General features: G+C 71.4%; 23 protein-coding genes and 2 pseudogenes. 7 read left to right on the top strand and 18 right to left on the bottom strand.

Annotated elements, in window-relative coordinates:
- Window positions 1-916: 916 nt before the first annotated feature.
- The 3 genes and pseudogenes from recQ to JIG36_RS31285 all read right to left on the bottom strand — a co-directional run.
- A pseudogene (gene recQ / locus JIG36_RS31295) lies at window positions 917-2,761 on the bottom strand (DNA helicase RecQ); the annotation flags it as partial.
- 388 nt (window positions 2,762-3,149) lie between these two features.
- On the bottom strand, window positions 3,150-5,072 hold the full coding sequence (locus tag JIG36_RS31290; protein WP_203379974.1) for a SpoIIE family protein phosphatase: 1,923 nt from the start codon (window positions 5,070-5,072) through the stop codon (window positions 3,150-3,152).
- 33 nt (window positions 5,073-5,105) lie between these two features.
- Window positions 5,106-5,747, bottom strand: coding sequence for a GTP cyclohydrolase II (locus JIG36_RS31285; RefSeq protein WP_203379973.1), 642 nt, complete (start codon window positions 5,745-5,747; stop codon window positions 5,106-5,108).
- Window positions 5,748-5,905: 158 nt separating this feature from the next.
- On the opposite strand from JIG36_RS31285, the gene JIG36_RS31280 reads away from it, so the two are divergent.
- Complete coding sequence (locus JIG36_RS31280) at window positions 5,906-6,598, top strand: RibD family protein (protein WP_203379972.1); 693 nt, start codon at window positions 5,906-5,908, stop codon at window positions 6,596-6,598.
- Between the two features lie 11 nt (window positions 6,599-6,609).
- Here JIG36_RS31280 and JIG36_RS31275 read toward each other — a convergent pair whose 3' ends face one another.
- The 5 genes from JIG36_RS31275 to JIG36_RS31255 all read right to left on the bottom strand — a co-directional run bounded on the left by JIG36_RS31275 (window position 6,610) and on the right by JIG36_RS31255 (window position 10,904).
- On the bottom strand, window positions 6,610-7,680 hold the full coding sequence (locus tag JIG36_RS31275) for a lysylphosphatidylglycerol synthase transmembrane domain-containing protein (protein ID WP_307872982.1): 1,071 nt from the start codon (window positions 7,678-7,680) through the stop codon (window positions 6,610-6,612).
- A gap of 61 nt (window positions 7,681-7,741) precedes the next feature.
- Entirely contained in the window at window positions 7,742-8,509 is a 768-nt protein-coding gene (locus JIG36_RS31270; protein WP_203379971.1) for a class I SAM-dependent methyltransferase, read from the bottom strand.
- Entirely contained in the window at window positions 8,506-9,531 is a 1,026-nt protein-coding gene (locus JIG36_RS31265; protein ID WP_203379970.1) for a glycosyltransferase family 4 protein, read from the bottom strand. The genes JIG36_RS31270 and JIG36_RS31265 overlap by 4 nt, the downstream gene beginning before the upstream one ends.
- Window positions 9,528-9,926, bottom strand: coding sequence for a 6-pyruvoyl trahydropterin synthase family protein (locus JIG36_RS31260; RefSeq protein WP_203379969.1), 399 nt, complete (start codon window positions 9,924-9,926; stop codon window positions 9,528-9,530). The genes JIG36_RS31265 and JIG36_RS31260 overlap by 4 nt, the downstream gene beginning before the upstream one ends.
- A 3-nt stretch (window positions 9,927-9,929) precedes the next feature.
- On the bottom strand, window positions 9,930-10,904 hold the full coding sequence (locus JIG36_RS31255) for a zinc-dependent alcohol dehydrogenase (RefSeq protein WP_203379968.1): 975 nt from the start codon (window positions 10,902-10,904) through the stop codon (window positions 9,930-9,932).
- A gap of 151 nt (window positions 10,905-11,055) precedes the next feature.
- On the opposite strand from JIG36_RS31255, the gene JIG36_RS31250 reads away from it, so the two are divergent.
- The gene (locus JIG36_RS31250) at window positions 11,056-11,829 is read left to right on the top strand and encodes a CDP-alcohol phosphatidyltransferase family protein (RefSeq protein ID WP_307872981.1); all 774 of its coding nucleotides are present in this window, start codon (window positions 11,056-11,058) and stop codon (window positions 11,827-11,829) included.
- A 143-nt stretch (window positions 11,830-11,972) separates the two neighbouring features.
- On the opposite strand, the gene JIG36_RS53520 is transcribed toward JIG36_RS31250, so the two are convergent.
- On the bottom strand, window positions 11,973-12,104 hold the full coding sequence (locus JIG36_RS53520) for a hypothetical protein (protein WP_268919752.1): 132 nt from the start codon (window positions 12,102-12,104) through the stop codon (window positions 11,973-11,975).
- A gap of 127 nt (window positions 12,105-12,231) precedes the next feature.
- A pseudogene (locus tag JIG36_RS31245) lies at window positions 12,232-12,852 on the bottom strand (ABC transporter substrate-binding protein); the annotation flags it as partial.
- A 130-nt stretch (window positions 12,853-12,982) separates the two neighbouring features.
- Between JIG36_RS31245 and JIG36_RS31240 the strand changes: the two are divergent.
- Window positions 12,983-13,591, top strand: coding sequence for an HAAS signaling domain-containing protein (locus tag JIG36_RS31240; RefSeq protein ID WP_203379966.1), 609 nt, complete (start codon window positions 12,983-12,985; stop codon window positions 13,589-13,591).
- 144 nt (window positions 13,592-13,735) lie between these two features.
- Here JIG36_RS31240 and JIG36_RS31235 read toward each other — a convergent pair whose 3' ends face one another.
- The 5 genes from JIG36_RS31235 to JIG36_RS31215 form a co-directional block, all read right to left on the bottom strand.
- Window positions 13,736-13,921, bottom strand: a complete 186-nt coding sequence (locus JIG36_RS31235) for a hypothetical protein (RefSeq protein ID WP_203379965.1) — start codon at window positions 13,919-13,921, stop codon at window positions 13,736-13,738.
- A gap of 270 nt (window positions 13,922-14,191) precedes the next feature.
- A complete protein-coding gene (locus JIG36_RS31230; RefSeq protein WP_203379964.1) occupies window positions 14,192-14,620 on the bottom strand; it encodes an SMI1/KNR4 family protein in 429 nt (142 codons plus the stop codon).
- A gap of 325 nt (window positions 14,621-14,945) precedes the next feature.
- A complete protein-coding gene (locus JIG36_RS31225; RefSeq protein ID WP_203379963.1) occupies window positions 14,946-16,487 on the bottom strand; it encodes a nucleobase:cation symporter-2 family protein in 1,542 nt (513 codons plus the stop codon).
- Between the two features lie 179 nt (window positions 16,488-16,666).
- The gene (locus JIG36_RS31220) at window positions 16,667-16,939 is read right to left on the bottom strand and encodes a hypothetical protein (RefSeq protein ID WP_203379962.1); all 273 of its coding nucleotides are present in this window, start codon (window positions 16,937-16,939) and stop codon (window positions 16,667-16,669) included.
- A gap of 88 nt (window positions 16,940-17,027) precedes the next feature.
- Entirely contained in the window at window positions 17,028-17,855 is an 828-nt protein-coding gene (locus JIG36_RS31215) for an alpha/beta hydrolase family protein (protein ID WP_203379961.1), read from the bottom strand.
- A 53-nt stretch (window positions 17,856-17,908) separates the two neighbouring features.
- Here JIG36_RS31215 and JIG36_RS31210 point away from each other — a divergent pair, with 53 nt between their 5' ends.
- Window positions 17,909-18,682, top strand: a complete 774-nt coding sequence (locus JIG36_RS31210) for an alpha/beta hydrolase (RefSeq protein ID WP_203379960.1) — start codon at window positions 17,909-17,911, stop codon at window positions 18,680-18,682.
- A gap of 57 nt (window positions 18,683-18,739) precedes the next feature.
- Window positions 18,740-19,108: a hypothetical protein gene (locus tag JIG36_RS31205; protein ID WP_203379959.1), complete on the top strand. Its 369-nt coding sequence runs from the start codon at window positions 18,740-18,742 to the stop codon at window positions 19,106-19,108.
- A 112-nt stretch (window positions 19,109-19,220) separates the two neighbouring features.
- Here JIG36_RS31205 and JIG36_RS31200 read toward each other — a convergent pair whose 3' ends face one another.
- Entirely contained in the window at window positions 19,221-19,556 is a 336-nt protein-coding gene (locus JIG36_RS31200) for a hypothetical protein (protein ID WP_203379958.1), read from the bottom strand.
- Window positions 19,557-19,669: 113 nt separating this feature from the next.
- Between JIG36_RS31200 and JIG36_RS31195 the strand changes: the two genes are divergently transcribed.
- A complete protein-coding gene (locus JIG36_RS31195; protein WP_307872980.1) occupies window positions 19,670-20,515 on the top strand; it encodes an alpha/beta fold hydrolase in 846 nt (281 codons plus the stop codon).
- A gap of 239 nt (window positions 20,516-20,754) precedes the next feature.
- Here JIG36_RS31195 and JIG36_RS31190 read toward each other — a convergent pair whose 3' ends face one another.
- Both JIG36_RS31190 and JIG36_RS31185 read right to left on the bottom strand, forming a co-directional pair.
- Complete coding sequence (locus tag JIG36_RS31190) at window positions 20,755-21,591, bottom strand: hypothetical protein (protein WP_203379956.1); 837 nt, start codon at window positions 21,589-21,591, stop codon at window positions 20,755-20,757.
- A 408-nt stretch (window positions 21,592-21,999) separates the two neighbouring features.
- Window positions 22,000-22,608 (bottom strand): YdeI/OmpD-associated family protein, encoded by a 609-nt coding sequence (locus tag JIG36_RS31185; RefSeq protein ID WP_203379955.1) that lies wholly within the window; start codon window positions 22,606-22,608, stop codon window positions 22,000-22,002.
- Window positions 22,609-22,652: 44 nt separating this feature from the next.
- On the opposite strand from JIG36_RS31185, the gene JIG36_RS31180 reads away from it, so the two are divergent.
- Window positions 22,653-23,189: a histidine phosphatase family protein gene (locus JIG36_RS31180; protein WP_203379954.1), complete on the top strand. Its 537-nt coding sequence runs from the start codon at window positions 22,653-22,655 to the stop codon at window positions 23,187-23,189.
- The last annotated feature ends 217 nt before the right edge of the window (window positions 23,190-23,406 follow it).

Here is a 23,406-nt window from a genome sequence, read left to right as displayed (position 1 = left end):
TGGTGGTTCGTGGCGTGGGGCGCGCGTGGTGGTTCGTGGCGTGGGGCGCGCGTGGTGGTTCGTGGCGTGGGGCGCGCGTGGTGGTTCGTGGCGTGGGGCGCGCGTGGTGGTTCGTGGCGTGGGGCGCGCGTGGTGGTTCGTGGCGTGGGGCGCCACAACCGTTCCACAACCGGGGGTGGTCATGCTGGGGTGGCCTTCAACGGCGAAGGCCGGTGCTTCGGGGCAGACCCGGCAGCGGCGGGTGCTGGCGGCCCCGCCGACGCGGGTCGCCGCACGCGCCGGGCGAGGGCGGCTCCGCTGGGACGGGCCGCCGCGCGCGTCGCGTGGAGACGGCCGATCGGGGGACGGCCGTCGCGAAGAGGCGGTTCCGCTGGGGCGGGCCGCCGCGGGTGCCGGGGTGTGGGTGGATCAACCGGAACTGGGTGCAGGGCAGGGGCCGCACCGAGCCGGGAATCCACCGCACCCTGGCCCATCACCGGGAACAGGCAGTGCCGTCCCCGGTGCGGCCCGGAACCTTGGCGGTGGGGCACAACCAGGGTTCCGGCCAGGCCGGCTCTCCGCGTCATCCAACGGGGGCGAAGAGCCGGCCCACCAAACGCCAGGGTCAGTTGTAGTCGGGCGGCGGGGGCTCGTAGTCGTAGTCGAAGTCGGGTGGCTCCTCGTCGAAGGTGAACGGGGGCGGCGGCTCGGGCTCGTGGGAACGTGAGCTGGTCGCCGGGCGAGAGCGCGAAGTGGCGGAACCGGGCGACGCGGAAGCGGACCCGGGCCGTCGGCTGCCGGCTGACCGGTTCGCGGTGGCCGTCGACGGGGCAGCGGCCGGCAGATTCGTAGGCGCCGGCGGGGCCGCGGGTGTTGACGCGGCGGCGTCCAGGGGCAGCGCCGCGGGCACCGGCGGGGCGACGGCCTCGGACGGCGTGTCGGATCCGTGGAGCGTGTCGAGGACCTGCTGGCCGAACTTGGTCAGCTTGTTCTGCCCGACGCCGCTCACCGTGCCCAGTTCACCGAGGGTCTTCGGGTTCAGCGCGGCGATCGCCCGCAGCGTGGCGTCGTGGAAGATCACGTACGCGGGCATGCCCTGTTCCTTGGCGACCGACGCCCGCCACGCCCGCAGCCGCTCGAAAGTGGACGCGTCGGCGGGGGAGAGGTCGGCCGCGGGGGCGGCGGCCGCCCGCTGCTTCGGGGCCTTGACCTTCGCCGGGGCCTCGCGCCGCATCATCACCTTGGTCTCGCCGCGCAGCACCCCGGCGCTGGCGTCGGTGAGGACCAGCGTGCTGTATTCACCCTCGACGGCCAGCAACCCGGCGGCCAGGAGCTTGCGCACCACGCCGCGCCACTCGGTCTCGCGCAGCTCGGCGCCGATGCCGAACACCGACAGCTCGTGATGCCGGAACCGCTGGACCTTGTCGGTCTCCTTGCCGAGCAGGATGTCGATCGACTGGCCGGCGCCGAACTTCTGACCCCGCTCCCGTTGCAGCCGCAGCACCGTCGACAGCATCTTCTGCGCCGCCACCGTGCCGTCCCACGACTCCGGCGGCACCAGGCAGGTGTCGCAATTGCCGCAGTTCTCCACCGTGGCCGTCTGGCCGAAGTAGTTCAGCAGCTGCGACCGGCGGCAGGTCACGGTCTCGCAGAGAGCCAGCATCGCCTCGAGGTGCTGCGCGGCGTTGCGACGGTAGGCCAGGTCGCCGTCCGAGCTGTCGATCATCTTGCGCTGCTGCACGACGTCTTGCAGCCCGTACGCCAGCCAGGCCGTCGACGGCATCCCGTCGCGCCCGGCACGGCCCGTCTCCTGGTAGTAGCCCTCCACCGATTTCGGCAGGTCGAGGTGGGCCACGAAGCGTACGTCGGGCTTGTCGATGCCCATGCCGAACGCGATCGTCGCCACCATGACCAGCCCGTCCTCCCGCAGGAAGCGGGACTGGTTGGCCGCCCGTACGCGGTTGTCGAGCCCCGCGTGATACGGCAGCGCGGCGACCCCGTTCTGGGACAGGAACTCCGCCGTACGCTCGACCGACGCGCGCGACAAGCAGTAGACGATGCCGGAGTCGCCGGGGTGCTCGGTGCGCAGCAGGTCGAGCAGCTGCTTGCGGGGCTCGTTCTTCGGCACGATCCGGTATTGGATGTTGGGCCGGTCGAAGCTGGCCGTGAAGTGGCGTGCGTCGGTCAGCTGGAGCCGGGTCGCGATCTCGTCACGGGTGGCCGTCGTCGCGGTAGCGGTCAGCGCGATGCGCGGCACGTCGGGCCAGCGCTCGTGCAGCATCGACAGCCCCAGATAGTCGGGGCGGAAGTCGTGGCCCCACTGCGACACACAGTGTGCCTCGTCGATCGCGAACAGCGAGATCTTGCCCCGGTCGAGCAGCCGCTGGGTGGCGGCGACCCCGAGGCCCTCGGGCGCCACATAGAGAAGGTCGAGCTCGCCGTTGACGAACTCGGCCTCGACCAGGCGGCGCTCGTCGTAGTCCTGAGCCGAGTTGAGGAAGCCGGCCTTCACGCCCACGGTGCGCAGGGCGTCGACCTGGTCCTGCATGAGCGCGATCAGCGGTGAGATGACCACGCCGGTGCCCGGGCGGACCAGGGCCGGAATCTGATAGCACAGCGACTTGCCGCCGCCGGTCGGCATGAGCACGAGCGCGTCGCCGCCGGCGGCCACGTGCTCGATGATCTCGTGCTGCTGGCCGCGGAACGAGGGATAGCCGAACACCCGGTTGAGGACGTCAACGGCCCCTGAACCGGGAGCGGGAGCCTGGTCTGCCGAAGTCACCCCGCGACAGTACAGAGAATCCGGCCCGGCGTGCGAAGCCCTGTGGACAACGCCGAATTGTGGATAACCCGGCGGGCGGGGCGTTATCCACAATTCCCGGCTGTCCACAGGCGGGTCCCCGTTGATCGGCAATTTCCGGAAGAGTTGAGGGTGGCGGGGGACCCCCTGGGAGGGCGGGTTATGGGGTGGGAACAGCCCTACAGGACGAGGGACACGGGCGACGAGGGACGAGGGACGAGGGACGAGGGACGAGGGCACGGAAACAGGACGAGGGACGCGGGCACGAAACGCCACGAAGAACGCGGGCACGAAACGCCACGAAGAACGCGGGCACGAACGCCACGAAGAACGCGGGCACGAACGCCACGAAGGGCGCGAGCGCGAACGGTCAGTCCGAGGAGAGCAGCGACACCAGGGCCAGGATCACCTGTGCGGGGGAACCGGGCGCGGCGTCGAGGACCAGCGGCGCGTTCTGGGCGTCGTGCTGACCCGCCACGTGGTGCAGGGCCGAAACGCCCGCACTCGACAAGTGCGTCACCAGGGACAAGTCGACAGTAAGGGGAACCGTCCCACCACGGCTGCGGCGCAGCAGCTCCTGCCGGGCCAGCGTCGCCGTCGTCATGTCGATCGGGCCCTCGATGCGGATGCGGGTCTCGTCGCCGTCGTGCAGCTCGACGATTTTGAACCCGGGCTCGGGCCCGGCCGGGCTGGGGAGGGGGACCACGGGGGCGTCGTCGGCGGGGCGTGGGACGTCGAGCAGACGGGCCGGGCGGCTCAGCGGCTTGGAGATGTGGGCCACCGTGCCGGATTCGCTGTGGTCGACCTTCAGCGAGGCCACCAACTGGGCCGCCAGTGCCAGGCCGCGACCCCGGTTCGCGCGGGGGCGCGGCGACTGCCAGGTGCCATGGTCGGTCACCGTCGCCGTCAGCACCCCGGCGGGAGTGAGCGTCGCCCGCAGGGTGATGGTCGCGTCGAGGGTGGTCCCGGCGTGTTCGATCGCGTTGGCCAGCAGCTCACCCAGGGCGTGCTGCAGCGCGAACACGTCTTCGCCGGTGGCGCCGAGCCGGCCCAGCCAGGCGCCCACCGCCTGCCGGCTGGCGCGCAGCTCGTCGGGTGAGGCCGACAGCTCCAGGTCGAGATCGGGTTCGACCGGAATGCGCTGCACCGCGAGCAGCGTGATGTCGTCGGTGTGGCCGGTCGTGCGCACCAGCAGTTCGACCGACTGGGTGCAGACGCGTTCGGCGGGCGTCGCGACCGGGTCGTGCAGGGCCCGACCGGCCGCGCTGTCGGCCGCCACCTGCGCCAGCTCGGCCGCGCTCGTGGTGTGGTCGCGACCGGGTCGCTCGAGGATGCCGTCGCTGTAGAGCAGCAGCAGTTCACCCGGATCGAGGCGTTCCCGCCTCACGGGGAAAGCCCCTCCCGTCCCGAGCGGTGCCCCGCCCGTCGCCGGCAGGTAACGCGTGCCGCCGGTGGTGTTGACGACCAGCGGCGCGGGGTGTCCGGCCGTGCAGTAGGCGATCTCACCGCTGACCGGGTCGAGCGCGACCAGCGCCACCGTGGTCGCGTGCGCGGCCGGCACCCGGGTGGCGAACCGGTCGGCCGCGGCCAGAGCCTCGACGATGCCGGCGCCGTCTTCCAGCCTGTCCTGCAGCACCGCCCGCAGCTGACCCATCACGCCCGAGGCGGTGACGCCGTGCCCGACCACGTCGCCGACGATCAGCGCGACCCGCCCGTCCCGCTGCGCGACCGCGTCGAACCAGTCGCCGCCGGCCGCCGTGTCGGCCTCGGCCAGCAGGTAGCTGGCCGCGATCTGGGCCCCGGGCAGCACCGGCAGCCCGGGCGGCAGCAGTTCCCGCTGCAGGGCCGTGATCACCGTACGGCTCTGGTCGTAGCGCAGCCGCAGGTCGGCCGTCTGCTCGGCGGCGGCCTGCCGCTGGCGCACCATCTCGGTGACGTCGAAGCCGACCCCGATGACACCGCGCCGTTCGCCGTCGACGGTCCACGGCGTGATGCTGAAGTTCGCGTACATCTCGTGTACGGACCCGTCGGGCGCGCTGAGGTGCACCCGCCACTCCCGCCCGTTGATCGGCTCGCCGGTGCGGTAGACCTCGTGGTAGGCGTCGACGAACTGCTGGCCGACCAGATCGCTGAGCACCTCGCGGATCGGCCGCCCCCGGAACTCGCGCCCGGGTATCACCGACCGGGTCGCCGCGCTGAGGCTGAGCACCCGCAGCTCGGGCCCCTCGCAGACGGCCAGGATGAAGGGCACCTGGTCGACCGCGGTGAGCAGCAGCGAAGGGTCGTCGGCCATCAGCTCATCCTGCCGCACGGAGGGCCCGGCGCGTCATTCGGCGAGGGGTAACTCGATAGTGTGAGCCGTGTGCGTGGCCTTGGTCGCGAGGTAGCGCACGTTGGCCGCCGACATGTGCACCCCGGTCGGCACCCGCTGGGCGACGTCGATGCCGCACTTCTCCAGCTGCAGGGCCTTGTCGGGGTTGTTGCTGAGCAGCCGGATCCGGTCGGCGCCGAGGGCGAGCAGCATCTGCGCGGCGGCCGAATAGTCGCGCTCGTCCTCGCCGCGGCCGAGCGCCACGTTCGCCTCGTACGTGTCGAGGCCGGAATCCTGCAGGGCGTACGCGTCGAGCTTGGCGTAGAGGCCGATGCCGCGGCCCTCCTGGCGCAGGTAGAGCAGGAAGCCACCCTGCTCGGCGATCCGCTCGACGGCCTCGCGCAGCTGCGGGCCGCAGTCGCAGCGCTGGCTGCCGAACACGTCGCCGGTCAGGCATTCGCTGTGCGGGCGCACGAGCGGGGCCCGGCCACCGGCGGCCGACTTCTTCAGGGCGCGCTGCCAGTCGCCCAGGCCGAGGGCCAGATGCTCCTTGCCGTCGACGAGCCCGTCGAAGGTCATCACCTGGGCGGCGGTGGCATATCCGTCGCCGAAACGCAGCGGCACGGTCACCTGCTGTCGCAGGGTGGCTTCTAACATCGGTCCTCCTCGTTGAATCCCCGTTGATCCGCTATACCCCGCTGTGGAGTCACCGCACCGCAACAGACCGCGAACGTGCCTGTAATCGTGGCGCGGATTATCTTGGACGCAACTGTTCGGCCTGGGTGACGATCGTCGCTCTACTGGAGGCGTCATCGGTGGTTGAGCGTCCTTACACGTTGCTGAGTTGCGGAATGTCCATTGACGGCTACCTGGACGACGCCACGAGGGACAGATTGCTGCTGTCCAACGAGGCCGATTTCGACCGGGTCGACGCCGTCCGGGCCGGGTGCGACGCGATCCTGGTCGGGGCCGCGACGATCCGGCAGGACGACCCGCGGTTGCTGGTGCGTTCGGCGGAACGGCGCGCGGCCCGGGTCGCCCGGGGAGAAGCGCCGAACCCGCTGAAGGTGACCGTAACGGGAAGGTGTGACATCGACCCGGCCGCGAGGTTCTTCACCGTCGGCGATGTGGGCAAACTGGTGTATTGCGCCACCGGTTCGTACGCGTCGGCGCGGGAGCGGCTGGGTGCGGTGGCCACGGTCGTCGACGGCGGCGACCCGATCGACCTGAACCTGGTCCTGGACGATCTGGCCGGGCGCGGCGTGCGGCGGCTCATGGTCGAGGGCGGCGGCACGATGCACACCCAGTTCCTGACCGAGGGCCTGGCCGACGAGCTGCAGCTGGTGGTCGCGCCGTTCTTCGTCGGCGACTCGCGGGCGCCACGCTTCGTCAGCGACGGCGACTTCCCGTGGGGGCCGGCCCATCGGGCCACCCTGGCCGAGGTGCGGCAGATCGGCGACGTCGTGCTGCTGCGGTACGCCCTGTCCGACCGGTTCGTCCAGAAGTAACGAAGGAGCCATCAGGCGCCGGCACGCGCCAGCTCGCGGCCCAGCAGCATCTCGGGGGCGACCGGAGCGGGGGCGGGAGCGGCCGGGGCAAGGGCCGGGGCGACGTACGGGATCGCCGGCGAAACCGGAGCAGCCAGCCGGACCGCGGCGGCGGTGCGCACGCGGGACGTGGCCCGGGCCAGCACGACCAGCGCGCCGGGCAGCGCCGCGACGAACGCGAACACCCCGTACACCACCGCGGTCGTCAGACCCTGGGTGGCGCTCAGACCGGCCGCGCCGAACGCCCACGCCGTGACGGCCTCCCGCGGGCCCCAGCCGCCGATGTTGAGCGGCAGCGACATGGCCAGCAGCGCCAGCAGCATCAGCGGCGCGAGCCGGGTCAGCGACGCGGTCGAGCCGGCCGCGCGGGCCGCCACCACGAACGTCGCCAGGTGACCGACGAGCACGACGACCGAGGCCAGCGTCACGATCGGCCAGTTGCGGCGGGCCAGCAGCCCGGAGCGGATCTCGGCCACCCCGGTGCGCACGGCCGACGCGACCCGGGAGCCGCCCTGCCGCAGGCGGCGGAAGGCCAGCGTGAGCACGGCGCCGGCGAGGACCAGCGAGCCGACGATCACCGCGGCGGTCAGGCCGTGCTGACGGATGACGTCGAGAACGGGGGAGGGGACGGTGAACAGGACGGTGACGCCGACGACGATCAGGACCAGCTGGCCGGCCGTCCGCTCGAGCACGACCGCCCGCACGCTCTTGGCCACGTCACCCTCGTCGCGGCCGTGCTGCACGGCGCGGTCCACGTCGCCGAGCACCCCGCCCGGAAGCGCGGCGTTGAGGAACAGCGCCTTGTAGTAGTCGGCCACCGCCGTACGGAAGGAAAGCCGCAGGCCCAGACCCCGCGCGACCAGGCACCAGCGCCAGGCGCTGAAGACCGTGGTGGCCACGCCGATCGTGAACGCCAGCGCCAGCGCGGGACCGTCGATCACCCGCAGGCCGTCGAGGAAAGCGCCGGTGCCGAGCTTCCACAGCAGGAAGACGAGGATCCCGGCCCCACCCAGAATCCTCGCCCAAGCCCAGATACGCCCCACGTCGCCGTCCCCTTCGTCTAGCCCGTCTTTCTCCTAGTACGCCGGGGCGGGCACAAAGGGTTCAGCCGAAGATCGCCAAAAGATCCACATGTCCGACCGAGGCCTGCGGCAGCGTCGCCAGCCGGTCGGCCAGATAACCGTCCAGATCGAGCTCGGGCCGCTGGTCACGGGCCGCGCCGACCCAGCCCCGCAGCCATTCCGCGGTCAGGTCGGGCCGGTCGGGTCCGAGCCGCCACGCGCTCGGCCGGGTGACGACCGTCGCACCGGCCAGTTCAAAAGCCTTCCCCGCGTACGCCGGAGCGTCCGGCCCGAGCAGGCGGCGCCCCCCGGTCTCGCGGCGCTGGTGCTGGTCGAACGCCTCGGCCACCGTAGCGTCCAGTTCCCGGGCCGGTTCCAGACTCACGTCCCCGGCGACCGAAAGGGTGAACAGGGCCGACACCCGGGCCTCGGCCAGCGCCGCCACCAGGGCGTCGACCTCGGCCTCGGTCAGCAGGTCGAGCAGCGCCGAGCAGGTCACCAGGTCGGTGCCGTCGAGGTCGGCCGCCCGCAGCGCGGTCACGTCGCCGAGCGCACCCTCGACGCTGACCCCGGGCACGTTCACGTGCGAGGTCGCGAAGTGCAGCAGCTTCGGGTCGCGGTCGGCCATGATCCAGTGCTGCGGCCCGGGCAGTTTCGGCGCCAGCCAGCGGGCCATCGAACCGGTGCCGCAGCCCAGGTCGCGGATCACGTGGATGTCGGCCGGCAGCATCGCGACCAGGTCGGTGGCGCGGGCGTCGGCGTCGGCGGGCTCGCGCAGGCCGAGCCAGGTCTCGCTGAACTCTCCGGTCATCGGGGGTCTCCTTCGCAGATGGCGGACAGCGTTCGTGCGGTGTCTTCCCAGCTCGGGAGGGTTTCCCGGCGGGCCGTGGCGGCGGCGCGCAGGCGGTCGCGCAGCGCGTCGCCGGTGAGCCAGGACCGCAGCGCGGCGGCCAGGGCGGCTCGGTCGTCGGGCGGGATCAGCAGGCCGGGCCGGGCGCCGCCGGGAGCCGTCCCGAGCGCCTCGGGCACGCCTCCGACCTGGGTGGCCAGCACCGGGATCCCGCGGGCCAGAGCCTCGGTCACGACCATGCCGTACGTCTCCGCGCGTGACGGCAGCACCAGAAGATCCGCTTTCCCGTACGCCTCGTCGAGCGCTTCGCCGTGCAGAGGACCCGCGAACCGCAGGCGGGGGTCGGCGTGCGGGACGGGCCGGACCAGCGCCCCGGCGAAGGTGCACTCCCAGTCGAGCCCGGCCAGGTCCTGCTCCAGGGCGCCGACCAGCAGGTCCTGGCCCTTGCGCGGGGTGACCGCGGCGACACAGAGCAGCCGCCGCCCGCCGGGGTCACGTGTTGCCAGGGGCGCCGGGTCGACGCCGGGCGGGGCGACCTCGACGCGGGCCAGATCGTGCAGGCCGGCGACCCGCTCCGCGGCGGCCGTGCTGGTGGCGACCACCGTGGTGGCCAGGTGCAGGGTCTGCCGCTCGCGGGCGCGCAGGTCGTCCGCGTCGGCCGGGGAGAGGCCGGTCTCGTCGCTCAGCGGCAGGTGGACGAGCACGACCAGCCGGAGCCGACCGGCGTGCGGGGCCAGGATCTCGGGGACACCGCAACCGACGAGCCCGTCGACCAGCACAGTGGACTTGTCCGGAATGTCGCCGAGGGCGTTGTGGAGCGCGCGGCGGGCGGCCGGGCCCGGTGCCGGCCACGAGCCGGGGACGGCGATCTCGTGCACGGCCGGGAGCAGCGACAACACCGTACGGTCGTAGCGGTTGCCGCCGCTCGGTGCCGCCGGGTCGTCGATGCCGCCCGGCAGCACCGCCCACAGGGGCGAGGTCACAGATCGCGCTCGTACGAGGCCCAGGCGATGTGCGACTCGTGCAGGGTCACGCTCAGACCGGTCAGCCCGGCCGCGCCCGCCCCGAGCTCACCCGCGGCGACCTTGTCGGCCAGCTTGTCGGCGATCACCTTGGCCAGGAACTCGGTCGAGGTGTTGATGCCGAGGAAGTCGGGCTCGTCGTCCAGGTTGCGGTAGCTGAGCCCGCCGCAGATCGCGTGCAGTTCCTGGCTGGCGCGGCCGATGTCCACCACGATGTTGTCGTCGTCCAGCTCGGGCCGCTTGAAGGTGGCGTCGACCACGAAGGTCGCGCCGTGCAGCTTCTGGGCCGGACCGTAGACCTCACCGGTGAAGCTGTGCGCGATCATGATGTGGTCGCGGACGGTGACGCTGAACAAGGGCTACTCCTCGGGGTAGTCGATCACGTGGCAGAGGGCCGGAAGGCTACCGTCCGCGAGCCGGGGCATCACGTCGGGCAGCTCGTGGAAGGGCGAATGCCCGGTGACGAACGCCTCGAACCGCTCGTCCTTCAGCAGTTCCAGCGAGAGCGCGAGCCGTTCGGCGTAGGTGCGGTTGCGGCCGGGCACGATGCCGCCGACCTGGCTGCCGCGGATGGTCAGGCGGCGGGAGTGGAAGAACTCGCCCAGCGGCACGCTGACCTGCTTGTCGCCGTACCAGCTGAGCTCGACGACCGTGCCCTCGGGCGCGACCAGTTCGAGCGAGCGGGTCAGGCCGGCCGAGGTGGCGCTGGCGTGGATCACCAGGTCGCAGTCGCCCAGCGCCTCGCCCGGGGTGGCGAAGTCGGCGCCGAGCCGGGCGGCCAGGTCGGCGCGGCCCTGGTCGACGTCGACGAGCTGAAGCCGTACGCCGGGAAACCGCGCGAGAATCGCCGCCGCGCACCCACCCACCATGCCCGCACCCACGATCGCGACGCGGTCGCCGACCATCGGACGGGCGTCCCAGAGCGCGTTGACCGCCGTCTCCACGGTGCCGGCGAGCACGGCCCGGTGAGCGGGCACACCGTCCGGCACGACGGAAACCATGCCTTCCGGGGCGATAAACCGCGTCTGGTGGGTATGCAGGCTGAAGACGACGCGTCCGACCAGCTCGTCCGGGCCCTGCTCGACGACGCCGACGTTGAGGTAGCCGTATTTGACGGGGGCGGGAAAGTCGCCCTCCTGAAAGGGGGCACGCATCACCGAGAACTGGCTCCCGGGCACCCGGCCGGTGAACACCAGAGTCTCGGTTCCCCTGCTCACACCCGTGTGGAGGGTACGGACGAGGACCTCGCCGGCGGCCGGTCGACCCAGCTCGACCGGGCGGATCTCACCTCGGCCCGGTTCGGCGATCCAGAACGCGTACGCGTCGCTCGTCATGTCTTTGTTCCTCCGCCCGCTTCGGGTTCTTCCTCACGGCCCGCTTCGGGTTCCTTTTCCGGGCTCGCTGAACCGATTGCCGCCGGGGCGCGTGTTAAGCGCTGACGACGGCAACCATACGCGGCGGCCGATCTTGCACATGGAGGCCTCGGTGACATCAGCTACCACCGCACCCACCAGCGACTCCTCGCGTGCGCCGGTGGTCGGACTGGCCGCCCAGCTCGCGCTGCTGGCCCTGCTGGGCAGCACCCTCGGTCTCACCGCCACCGGCCTGATCGCCGGCGCGGCCTACGGTCTGGTGCTCTGCGGCCTGCTCGGCGCGGGCCTCGACCGGGCCCGGATGAGCCACCTCGGCCCGGCCAACGCGGTCACCCTGGCCCGCGCGATCCTCGTCGGCGGCGTCACCGCCATGGTCGTCACCTCGTTCGCCCACCCGGTCAGCACGCCCGCGCTGGTCGCGATCGCCGGCGTGGCGCTCGCCCTCGACGGCGTGGACGGCCAGGTGGCCCGGCGCACCGGCAACACGACGGCGCTCGGCGCCCGCTTCGACATGGAGATCGACGCGTTCCTGATCCTGGTGCTCAGCGTCTACGCGGGCGACCGGTTCGGCTGGTGGTGGGTCGCGATCGGCGCCTTCCGGTACGCGTTCGTGGCCGCGGCCTGGGTCTACCCGTGGCTCAACGCCGCGCTGCCGCCCCAGTTCTCGCGCAAGGTGGTCGCCGCCCTCCAGGGCATCGTGCTCGCCCTGGTCACGGCCGACCTGCTGCCGACTGCGCTCACCATGGTCGCCCTGGCGATCGCGCTGGGCTCGCTGACCTGGTCGTTCGGCCGGGACATCCACTGGCTCTACCGGGCGTCCCGCATTCGTGCGGCGGCTCGGGAGCGTTGGGCGGCACCGCACCGCAGCCCCGCGCTCGTGCACTGAGCACGCCGCTCCCCGCGCCCGCCGCGCCTGGTTCCCGCGCGGCGGGCGCACTCTATCTCCCCCTCGGTCGGTCGCCGGCGCGGCCGGTCCGGACGCCGATCCGACCAGCTGCCCAATTTCACCGCACGCGTGCGGCTGTCTCCTCACTGCACGCGCGCGGTTGCCTCGTGCGGGGCGAACACGTCGGGGTGCAGGATGGCGGCGATCGCTTCCACGCCGTCGACCAGCCGGGGGCCCGGGCGCACGATCAGGCCGTCGGCGTCGAGCGCCCACACCTTGGGCGTCCGGAAAGTGCGGGGCCACCAGGCGGGCCTGCCCGATGGCGCCTTCGAGATGGAAGCCGCACGGCGTGACCAGCACGATCTCGGGTCCGGCGGCGGCCAGGGCCTCGTACGTGGTCTCGGTCGACCTCCGGCCCCCGTTGGCCGCGACCGGCTCGCCGCCCGCCGCCGTCACCAGATCGGGCACCCAGTGACCGGCCGTGAACGGAGGGTCGACCCACTCCACGACCGCCACCCGGGGCCTTCGGCTGTTCCCGACCTCGGCGGCGACGCGGGCCAGGCGGGCTTCGAGCTCTGTGACCACCTTCTCGGCCCGGTCGGGGACACCGGCCGCCTCGCCCACCGCCCGGATCGTGCCCAGCACCTCGCCGAGTGAGTACGGATCGAGCGAGACCACGTCGGCCCGGCACCCCAGATGGTCGAGCGCCTCGGTGACGTGCCCCGACGGCAGCGCGCAGACCCGGCAGAGGTCCTGGGTGAGGATCAGATCGGGGGCGAGCCCGGCCAGCGCGTCGGCGTGCAGCGTGTAGAGGTCGCCGCCGTCGGCGAGCCTCCCCCGTACGTACGCATCGATCTCACCCGCACTCATGCCGCGCGTGTCCTTGCCACCGACCACGACGGTCTTCTCGACGCGGGCCGAGGCGGGTTCGTCACACTCGAACGTGACGCCGACCAGGTCCTCACCGAGCCCGAGGGCGTAGACGATCTCGGTGGCGGACGGAAGCAGAGACACAAGGCGCATGCCTGCCAGTCTCCCTCCTATGGATCAGCCGAAAGTCGTAGCAGCGCCGAGGGTTCCGGTCCCGGGGCCGATGTCCGCCGGCCCGTGCCCGACGATGCTGGTCCTACCTTTACTCGGCAGGGGGAGAACCATGACGACGGCACCGCTCGAACACACCGACGTAGTCGTCCTCGACTATCTCGCCGCGCTGTGGGCGCAGAGCGATGACCTCGCGCCCGAACTGCGTGACGAGCTGATGACCACGGTGGCCGACTACATCGCCATGCGCCGCACGTCACCGTCGTCACCGATCGAGGACCCGGCCGAGATCCTGCGCCGCTTAGGGCCACCGGAGGCCCTGGTCGCCGCCGCGAGACGCGGTCACCTGCCCCCGCACCTGCGCCTGCCCGCCCTGATCCCGCCTCCCCCGCCGGCCGCCACCGGTGGGGGAGCGGCCAACGGCGGCGCAGCCGAATACACGGCGATCGGCCTGATGACAGCCGGCGCGTTCGTGATGCCCGGCGTAGGCCCCTTCGCCGGCATGCTGATGGCGAGCGCGTCCCCCCGCTGGACCCCGTCCGAGAAGGCCACCGGCTGGTTCCTGACCATCGGCTCCGGCACGGCCGCGGTCGCCGCCGGCTTCTTCTTCCTGGTGGCCGGCACCGCAGGACCGGCCGCCCTGCTGTTCTGCTACATGCTCGCGGTCGGAGGTTCCCTCTTCGCCGGCATGCGCATGCTGGACGCCCTGCGCCGCCACTGACCCCGAAAACACGCGCCGAACGTGCCGGCCCGCTCGCGGGGCCGGCACGCGATCGGCTGCCTCCAAACGCCGAACCCAGGCCGGCGCCTCCCCGGCCGAGGAGAGCGCATCCGCATCCAGGGGTGCGGGTGCGCTCGCGGCCCCTCACCGTCGCTGGTTCCAGATCAAAAGGAGCCGTGCAAGGCGATCGGATCGTCCTTCATCTGACAAAATCCAGCAAAGCAAACCGATCGAGGCCAAGACCACCGTCAACGCCAAGGCGGCGAACACGACGGCACTGAGCAGGTTGTCGATGGATAGCCACAGGGCCGCGCCGCTCGCCGTCGTCACAGGTACGACACCAAGCGATCTCCGGACCAGACTCGTGGGTGGCAAGGTTCGCAGCCTCCTCTGCACGCAGAAATAGAGGCGCGATTCCGAGAACCTTGGCCACTGAGCCACTTGAGCTCGGGCGATGGGCTAGCGCTACAGCCGCTCAGTAAGCGTAACCAAGTCCAAGAGGGGTCGGCTGCACGACCTGGCGCGCCGGCGCTACGACTCAGGCTCCACTGTGCTCGCGGCCGGATCAGGTCCGTCTTCTGGCGTCGTGGTTGCTGGAGACTAGTTGCGCAGCATGGTCAGGAAGTCGGTGAAGCTCGGCGCCAGCGGGATGATGCCCCAGTCCACGCTCCAGAAGACAACCGACGGGTTAGCGGCGTCGGTGCGGTAGTCGAAGCAGAAGAAGTCGCCACCCGCGTCGGCGGCGAACGGGATTATGCCCTCGTCGAGCACGTCGAGCAGGGGGAAGATGGCGGCGACGATGTTGCTGACGAACGGGGAATCCTCGAAGTGAAGGAGATGGTCGACCGCGGTGCCGAAGCCGTTGGGCAGGTCGATCGCGGCGGGGACGGGGGCGGCGCCCTGATGGACCTGTGCTACGGCCAGGAACTCCGGAGGCAGGATGACCTCCAGTTCGTCCTGTGCCTCTCGCACCGCCGTGTCCGAGGCCGGCCGTGGGTCGTCGATCGCCCCGTCTGTCCAGGTCACCATGAGGTCGCTCGTTCCGTTCTATGGGGCTGCGTTTCGGGGCTTTCCGTTTGGCTGCTCGAGCACGAGCGTCATCAGCCCGGGACGCTCGGCCCGCAGCCGGGCCCACCCGCTCGAGGCGCCGGTCGCCTCGCGGTTGCCGATGAGAGTCACAGCGTCAGAAGCTACCCGAGGCTGTCCACGTCCGGCGGTCGGATGATCACCACGTACCCGGGTCGCTGAGAGCGGGCGTCAAGCCACTCGCGACCCGACCCGACAATGCGTTTCCAGGTCGGCGAGGGGCTCGCGGGCCGCGTTCGGAGGAGGGTGAGCACGGCCCGCGAGCCGGTCATGAGGTGGGCGGGGCCGGTTCTGGTGAAGTCGCCTTCGCGGGCTCGGCCGGATCGGCTTGGGTGACGGCGGGTTTGGCGGGGACCGAGGACTGAGGGGCAGCCGCGGGCTCGGCGGTCGACGTCGAAGCGAGCGGCGCCGGATCGGCGGGAGCTGACGCGGGCGGGGTCGAAGCGGCGGGCACCCCGGGCTCGGCGGCGGGCGGGGGAGTGTCGCCGCTCCCGGACGCGGGTGACGGCTCGGCGGCGGGGCGGGGGAAGGGGAAGACGTTGAAGAGCAGGTTCAGCAGGAAGACGATGATGACCGTGGTGGTGATGGAGCTGCCGAAGATGATTTCCAGCTCGTCGGGCATGCGGGCGTAGAAGGCGGGCGCCACGACCGGGACCATGCCGGCGCCCAGGGAGATGGCCACGATCAGCAAGTTGTGGTTGCCGTCGAAAGTCACCCGGCGCAGGCTCCGGATGCCGACGGCGGTCACCGTGGCGAACATGACCAGGGCCGCGCCGCCGATGACGGGACCGGGGATGGCCGCGATCACCTCGCCCAGCTTGGGGATCAGGCCCAGCAGCACCAGGATGATGCCGGCCGCCGTCACCACGTAGCGGCTCTTGACCCGGGTCACCTGCACCAGGCCGACGTTCTGGGCGAACGCCGTGTCCAGGAACGAGTTGAACGTGCCGGCCAGGATGCCGGAGAGGCCGTCGGCCGCGAGACCCCGCGCGATGTCGTTCTCCGAGATCTCCTTGTCGGTCAGGTTGGCCACGGCGAGCATGTCGGCCGTCGACTCGACATAGATGACCAGCATGACGATGCACATCGAGATGATCGCCGCGGCCTGGAACTCGGGCGGGCCGAAGTAGAACGGGCGGGCCAGGCCGAACCAGCCGGCGTCGGCGACGTTCGAGAAGTCGACCAGCCCCATGAAGGACGCCACGACCACACCGAAGATCAGGCCGATCAGCACCGCCAGCGACACCAGGAACCCACGGGCGAAACGGTTGATCAGCACGATGAGCAGGATGATCGAGCCGGCCAGGGCCAGATGACTCAATTGCCCGTACGAGGGTGCCGACTCGTCATTGCCGGCGATGAGCCCGGCGCCGGCGTCGATCAGGGACAGGCCGATGATGGTGATGACCGTGCCGGTGACCAGCGGCGGGAACAGGTGGATGACCTTCGCGAACGGCTTGGCGATGAGCAGGCCGAAGACGCCGGAGCAGAGGATCGCGCCGTAGACGGCGGGCATCCCGTACTTCGCGCCGATCAGGATCATCGGGTTGAGCGCGGTGAAGGTCGCCCCGGCCACGATCGGAAGCCGTACGCCGAGAATCTTCCCGACGCCGACGCTCTGGATGATCGTGATCACGCCGGCGACGAACAGGTCGGCGTTGACCAGGATCGCGATCGTGCGCGTGTCCAGGCCGAGCGCTCCGCCGACGATCAGCGGGACGGCGACGCAGCCGGCGTACATGACCAGAACGTGCTGGAGGCCGAGAACCGCGAGCCGGCCCAGCGGCAACCTCTCGTCGACAGGGTGCATCGCGCGGATCCTTCCCACGAGGGGGCATGATCCCGGATTCTTCGCGCGCTTTGTTTTTCGCCCGTCGTCGATATGTTGCCGTCAGATGAACGCCCGCCCGGGAAGCTCGCCAGAGGCAGCCCGGCCATAGCAGCCCGCGTGAGGGCGGCCCGCTCAAAGACAACCCGCCCGAGGGCGGGTCAGGAGCAGCCGGGACCTGTGGCCTGGCCGTTGACGATCCGGTACGCGGTGATGTCGCCCTTGAGGTAGCCCGCGATCTGACTGACCGCCTTGGGTGCCTCCCCGTGGAGGCCGGCGTAGGCGACGATCGCGGAGTCGACGGCCCGGCACGTGGCCTTGTCGGCGGCGGTGCGCGCCTGCTGCTCGGAACCCTTCGGGTCGAACTGAGAGTAACAAATGGCGGCAATACTGAGCGTGACAGTGGCGGCCACCGTGATGTGGGTGAGATGCACCAGGGCAGCCTAGTAAACATTACTCAGAGTGTTGCCCTAGCCGAACGGCCAAGTTACCTGACCGCGAGTATCACTCCGGGTAGAAGTGTTAAAGATCGGCGACCGGGACGTTCGCGGCCAGGAAGTCGAGAATCTGGCCCGACACCCGCGCATACCGGGGGTCACCAGGCTTGAGGAACTCTCCGTGACGAGCTCCGCGGAGGGTGACGAACTGTTTCGGTGACGGGGCGAGGGCGTACGCGTCCCGCCCGGCCCGGATCGGCACCACCCGGTCGCGGTCGCCGTGCAGGAACAACAGCGCCGCCGGTGGCCCACCGAACCCGCCGGACGAGCTTTTCGACTCGCCGGACAAGCCGGACGAATCGGGCGAGCCGAAACCGGCGGGCGGGCGGCGACCACTGATCGAGACGCCCGCGCGCAGGTAGGCGGGATGCCCCGGCCCGAACAGGCCGAGCGTGGTGGTGCCCCCGGCCGAGAACCCGACGGCGGCGACCCGGTTGACGTCGAGATGGCCGGCCAGCGCGTCGCCCGCGGCGCCGTTCAGATCCCGGACGGCCCCGATCACGAACGCCGCATCCGCGGGCTGGTTCGGGATGTCGCGCCGGTCGACCCGTACGCGGGCGTTGGTCTTGGGATAAGCGGGCGCCGCGACCACGTAACCGGCGTCGGCCCAGCTCGCGGCGAGCGCCGAGAACTGGCGCGGCAGACCGCCCAGCCCGTGGCTGAACAGGATGATCGGGTGACGTCCGGTGGGGTTGGAGCGATACCAGAGCGTGGTCGGCAACGGCCGGTCGGCGCCCCGGGTGAGGGCGAGCACCCGGGTCACCACGGAGTCGCCGGCCCGGGCCGGGCGGGACGGCGCGAAACCGTCGAGCAGCAGCGCCAGGAGGACCAGCACCACCGCGAGTCTGCGCACGTCGTGAGCGTAGGAACGTCACGCAATCCGGTCGATCGCCGTTGTGGGTGACGATGAGACGACGAACATTCCTGGCGATCGGCGCAACCGTCGGCACCGTCGCCGGATTGGCGGGATACCGCAGCCGATCGGATAATTCGGATCCGGTCATCCCGTACGCCCCGGTGGGTGACGAGCGACTCGAAAGGCGTGATTCACGCGCCCGGGGCCGGCTGGTCGACTTCTACACGGCGGTGCCGTCGGGTCACGGGTCCGGCCGGGGTCTGCCGGTCTGCATCGTGCTGCACGGCGCGTCCAAGACAGCCGCCGATTATCCCGAGCTCGGGTTGGGGCGGTTCCTGACCGATTCCGTACGGCGTGGCAACGCCCCGTTCGTGCTGGCCGGCGCGACCGGGGACCGTCTGGCGTGGCGCCCGCACGCCGGTGACGACCCCCAGCGGATGGTGCACGAGGAGATCCCCCGGTGGTGCGCCGAGCGGGGCTTCGACACGTCCCGGATCGTGCTGCTGGGCTGGTCGATGGGCGGGTACGGGTCGTTGCTGCTGGCCGAGGCCTACCCGGGGTTCGCGCGTGCGGTTGTCGCGCTGTCTCCCGCCGTACGGGAATCGGATGAGATCTTCCGGTCGGCCGGCCGGTTGCGGGGGACGAAGGTGGGGCTGTGGTGCGGGCGTCAGGACGGGTTGCTCGGCGACGTCCGCGCGCTGGCCGAGGCGCTGCCCGAGCCACCCGCGGCGGGGTCGTTCTCTGACGGCCGGCACAACTTCGGCTACTGGTCGCGCTGCCTGCCCGCCGGGATGGACTTCGTGAGTGAAGCTTTACGGCGCTGATGCCCGTTCCGTACCGTGGTGACACAGAGCAACGGTCCAACCACGCTGGAGGATCCCATGCGTCGTGCCGCCGCCGTACTCGCCCTCGTCCTCGCCGGTCTGTGGATCGCCACGCCCGCGCAGGCCTTCGCCCACAACGCCGTGCACAACTCCGCCCTGCACGCCCTGCTCGACGCCCTCACGCTGGTCGTGGTCTCCGCGCCGGTGTGGACGGCGCTGCTGTGGAGCGGCGGCAACCGGTGGTGGCTGGCCGGTCTCATCGCCGTCGTGCAGATCCCGGTCGCGATCATCGGGTTCGTGTCGATCGCCAACCCGTACCTGCATCTGTCGCTCTTCGTGATCGCCATCGCCCTGACCGGCGTGTCGCTGCGCGTGGTGCGGCAGCAGGCGCGGGCGGCCGCCGCCACCGCGGCCGTCAAGCCCTGATCCACCCGCGTGCGGCCGTAGCCGCGGCCGTCAATCCTGACTCAGCCGCGTGCGGCCGTAGCCGCGGCCGTCAAACCCTGATCCACCCGCCGCGTCGCCGCATCCGGCGCCGTCAGACCCTGATCCACCCGCCGTTGGGAGCGCGCACGGCCAGGCCGACGACCGTCCGGCCGTCGCGCACCAGTTCGACGTCGGGGCAGCCGTCGGCCGGCGCGTGCCATCCGCCCGAAGGATCGCGGACGGCGTTGTGCCGGCAGTGCTCCTCATCCACATAGCCCCACGCCATCAGCAGCTCGCGGCCGGCCATCGAGTAGCGGCCGACGGTCGCGATCCGGTCGCCCTCGGGGCGGCGGTAGTAATCGGCGCGCAGTCCGGGGACCGGCTCTCCCTCGAACGGCGCGTCGAGCACCGTACGGTGTGGCGTGAATTCACTCAGGTCCGGAAGCACCCGAACATCTGAGCACACGGCGCGCACCGATCCGGCCATTTCACAACGGACCGGCACGGTTGAGTGATCCAGTTTTAACCTGCCTGTCAAGTGTGATGCCGGACAATGAGCAGGTGGTGACCGAGACGATGATGCCGGTCAACGGCATCGAGCTGTGTGTGGAGACGTTCGGCGAGCCCGGCGACCCCGCCCTGCTGCTCATCGCGGGCGCAACCGGGTCGATGGACTGGTGGGACGACGAGTTCTGCCGTCGGCTCGCGGCCGGTGGGCGGCACGTCATCCGCTACGACCATCGCGACACGGGACGGTCGACGTCGTTCCCGGCGGGCGACCCACCCTACTCCGATGTGGACCTGGCGCACGACGCCCTCGGCGTACTCGACGCGCTCGGCATCCACCAGGCCCATCTGGTCGGTCTGTCGATGGGCGGTGCGCTGGCCCAGCGGATCGCCGTCGAGCGCCCGCACCGCGTCTTGTCGCTGAGTCTGATGGCGACGAGCACAGTCCCTCCCGCGTACGAAATGAGCCCGCCCGCCCTCGGCACCGATCCCTCGCCGCAGTGGTCGGACCGCCGTTCCGCCGTGAACAGCATCGTCGCCGCCGTGCGCCGTCTGGGTGGCCCGTTCACGGCCGACGACCCCCACCTGCGCCGTCTGGCCGAGCGGGTCTTCGACCGTACGCACAACATGGCCGCCTCCCAGACCAACCACCTGCGCTGCGCCGGCGGCCCGCCCGTCCGTGACCGCCTGGCCGAGATCACCGCCCCGACCCTGATCCTGCACGGCACGCTCGACCCGGTCTTCCCACCCCCGCACGCCGAGGCCCTGTGCACGGAGATCCCGGGCGCCCGCCTGGTCTGGCTCGAGGGGGTAGGCCACGAGTTCCCACCGTCGGCGGTCTGGTGCCAGGTGATCGACGAGATCATCGACCAGGCGGGCCGTCGCACGCAGCCGGCCTGACGTGGGTCTTTGCGCTCAGTCGGCCTGACCCGGGCGGTTGCCGCTGACTGGCCTGACGTGGGCCTTTGCGCTCAGTCGGCCTGACCCGGGCGGTTGCCGCTGACTGGCCTGACGTGGGCCTTCGTGCTCAGCCGGCGCGGCCCGAGCCGCCGCACCTGACCGGTCCCACCCAGCCGTCCCATCTGATCGGCCCGGCCCGGGCCGAACGCCCCTGGGTGCGATCTTCGGTGGGGTCGCTTTCAGGAGCTCGCGGGCCGGGCGGACGGCGCGTCGGGGTCGTCGCGGAAGGCCAGCCCGGCCGCGTCCAGCGCTGCGCGCAGATGGCGAAGGGCGTAAGGCCCGACTCCGTGCAGAGCCTGCACCTCGGCGGCGCTGAGCTCGGCCACCTGCTCGAGCCGGACCACCCCGCGCTCGGTGAGTGCACGGGTCGCGGGCGCGCCGAGGTGGGGAAGTGGAGTGCCTGGTTCCGGTTCCGGCCGGTCGCCGGCCACCCGGGGATGACCCTCGCGGTCGAGGACGGCGGCGCCGCGCGGCGAGAGCCGGTATCCGATGTCCAGCGACTCGGTCAGCCCGCGCTCCTTCAGCTTGCGCACGTTCTGTTTGAACGAGGGGGTGTCGCGGCCCATCCGCCGCGCGAGTTCGGGGGCGCGGGTGGCCGGCAGTTCGTCGATCAGTAACAGCGTCGCCCGGGTCCACGGCCCGGTCGGCGAGGCCCGGTCGAGCCGGTCGAGCCACGTGCCGATCGCGTCGATCTCAGCGGCGTCGGGCAGCGTCTCCCGTAAAGCCTGCCGCGGGTCGGTGCCGGCGTACCGCAGCCCGATCCGATAAATCGGCCGGTCGGCGTGTACGCGGTCCAGCCCCTGCCGGAGCGCCGCCAGCGAACCCGTCCCGGCTCGGCGGGCGTCCGCGGCCGTCAGCGACTTCACCGGCACCCGGTCGACGGACGTGATCTCAACCAGTCCGACCGCGGTCCGCATCCGGGTGCCGACCTTGACCCGGGGCTGATCCCACCGGCGGAACGCCAGGTCGATGTCGCCGGCCCGGATGGCCGCCAGTTCCGCGGGACGCATCAACATGCCACCCAGTTCAGCACACCACGATCCACGCGACGGTCCCCGCGGCAACTCCGAATGGTCCGTCCTCGCGACTGCTTCGGGCGATCTGTCTTCGCGGCAACTCCGGATGATCCGTCCTCGCGACCGCCTCGGGTGATCTGTCCCCGGGCACAGCTCTGAGCGATCTGTCCCCGTGACCACTTCAGGCGAACTGTCCCCGCGACCACTTCGGGCGGTCTGTCCCCGGTACAGCTTTGAGCGATTTGTTCCCGCGGCGACTTCGGGCGATTTGTTTCCGCGGCAACTCCGGATGGTCCGTCCTCGCGACTGCTTCGGGAGGTCTGTCCCCGCTGCAGCTTTGAGCGATCTGTCTCCCGCGGCGACTTCGGGCGATCTGTCCCCGCGACAAGTCCCGATGATTCGGATGTTTTACGGCGAGCCGGTTTCGGGGCGGGCTTTCTGCGGGTGGAACGACTCGTGGCGGGCGAGCATGGCGACGAACTCGCTGATCTTCCGTTCGCGGGTCTCCGCTCGTTTGACGGCGTTGAGACGGTAGATCAGCGCGAACCGGTTGGCCTTGGTCAGGACGTCGAACATGGCCTGCGCGGCCGGGTCGGCGGCGATCGCGGCCAGCAGGTCGGCGGGCACCTCGGCCTCGGACGGCGGGGCGTAGGCGGCCGCCCACCGCCCGTCCGCCTTCGCCGCCTCCACCGCGGCGCGGCCTGCGGGCAGCATCCGTCCTTCGGCCTCCAGTCGGGCGACATGAAACACGTTGCGCTGCGACCACGCACCCCGGGGGCGGCGTGGCGTCAGGCGCCGCCACGAAATCGACTCGTCGCCCTTGCGGGCCTGGCCGTCGATCCATCCGACGCACAGGGCCTCGTCGACCGCCTGTTGCCAGGTCACGGTGGTGACGGTTCCGCCCTTGCGGCCCAGCGCCAGCCACACCCCGGCCGAGCTGGCGTGGTGCTCCAGCAGCCATACGCGCAGCGCCTCGGCGTCGGCTACGACCAGTTCGTCCAACTCGCGATCCGCCATGACGGCAGGCTAACTCCGGCGGCCGGCCTCGCTAGCCTGGGGCCATGTCGACCGTGATCGTTTTTGAGACGCACTCGTGGAGCGAGGACAACGACCGCGGCGTTGCGACCGGGTGGTTGCCCGGGCGGCTGTCGGAGCGGGGGCGGCAGCTGGCGGCCGAGATGGGGGAGCGGCGGCGGGATGACGGGATCGCCGCGGTGTTCACGTCCGATCTGCGCCGCGCGGTGGAGACGGCAGAGATCGCGTTCGCCGGGAGTGACGTCCCTGTTCTCCGGGACTGGCGGCTTCGGGAATGCGACTACGGGAGCAGCAACGGCATGCCGGGCGCCGAGCTGCATGAGCACCGGGAGCGTTTCCTCGACGAGCCGTACCCCGGGGGTGAGAGCTGGCGGCAGGCGGTCGAGCGGGTCGGGCGCTTCCTCGAGGACCTGCCGACCCGGTGGGACGACCGGCGTGTCCTGGTGGTCGGGCATGTCGCCACCCGCTGGGCGTTCGACCACCTGATCGACGGCGTCCCGCTGGAGGACCTCATGGCGGCCGACTTCGCGTGGCGCGAGGGCTGGGAATACACCACGGCGTGATCATTCGCCCCAGGTGAGTCGCGCCGAGCACGGGCGGGCGCGGCGCGGTGGCGAGTTGGGCGCGGGCGGCGCGGCGGCCAGTTGGGTGTGGGCGGCGCGGTGGCGAGTTGGGTGCGGGCGGCGCGGCGGTGAGTTGGGTGTGGGCGGCGCGGTGGCGAGTTGGGTGCGGGCGGCGCGGCGGCGAGTTGGGTGTGGGCGGCGCGGTGGCGAGTTGGGT

It is taken from the genome of Paractinoplanes ovalisporus (assembly GCF_016834655.1).
GTDB classification, from domain to species: domain Bacteria; phylum Actinomycetota; class Actinomycetes; order Mycobacteriales; family Micromonosporaceae; genus Actinoplanes; species Actinoplanes ovalisporus.
This window is presented reverse-complemented; position numbering and strand designations above follow the sequence as displayed.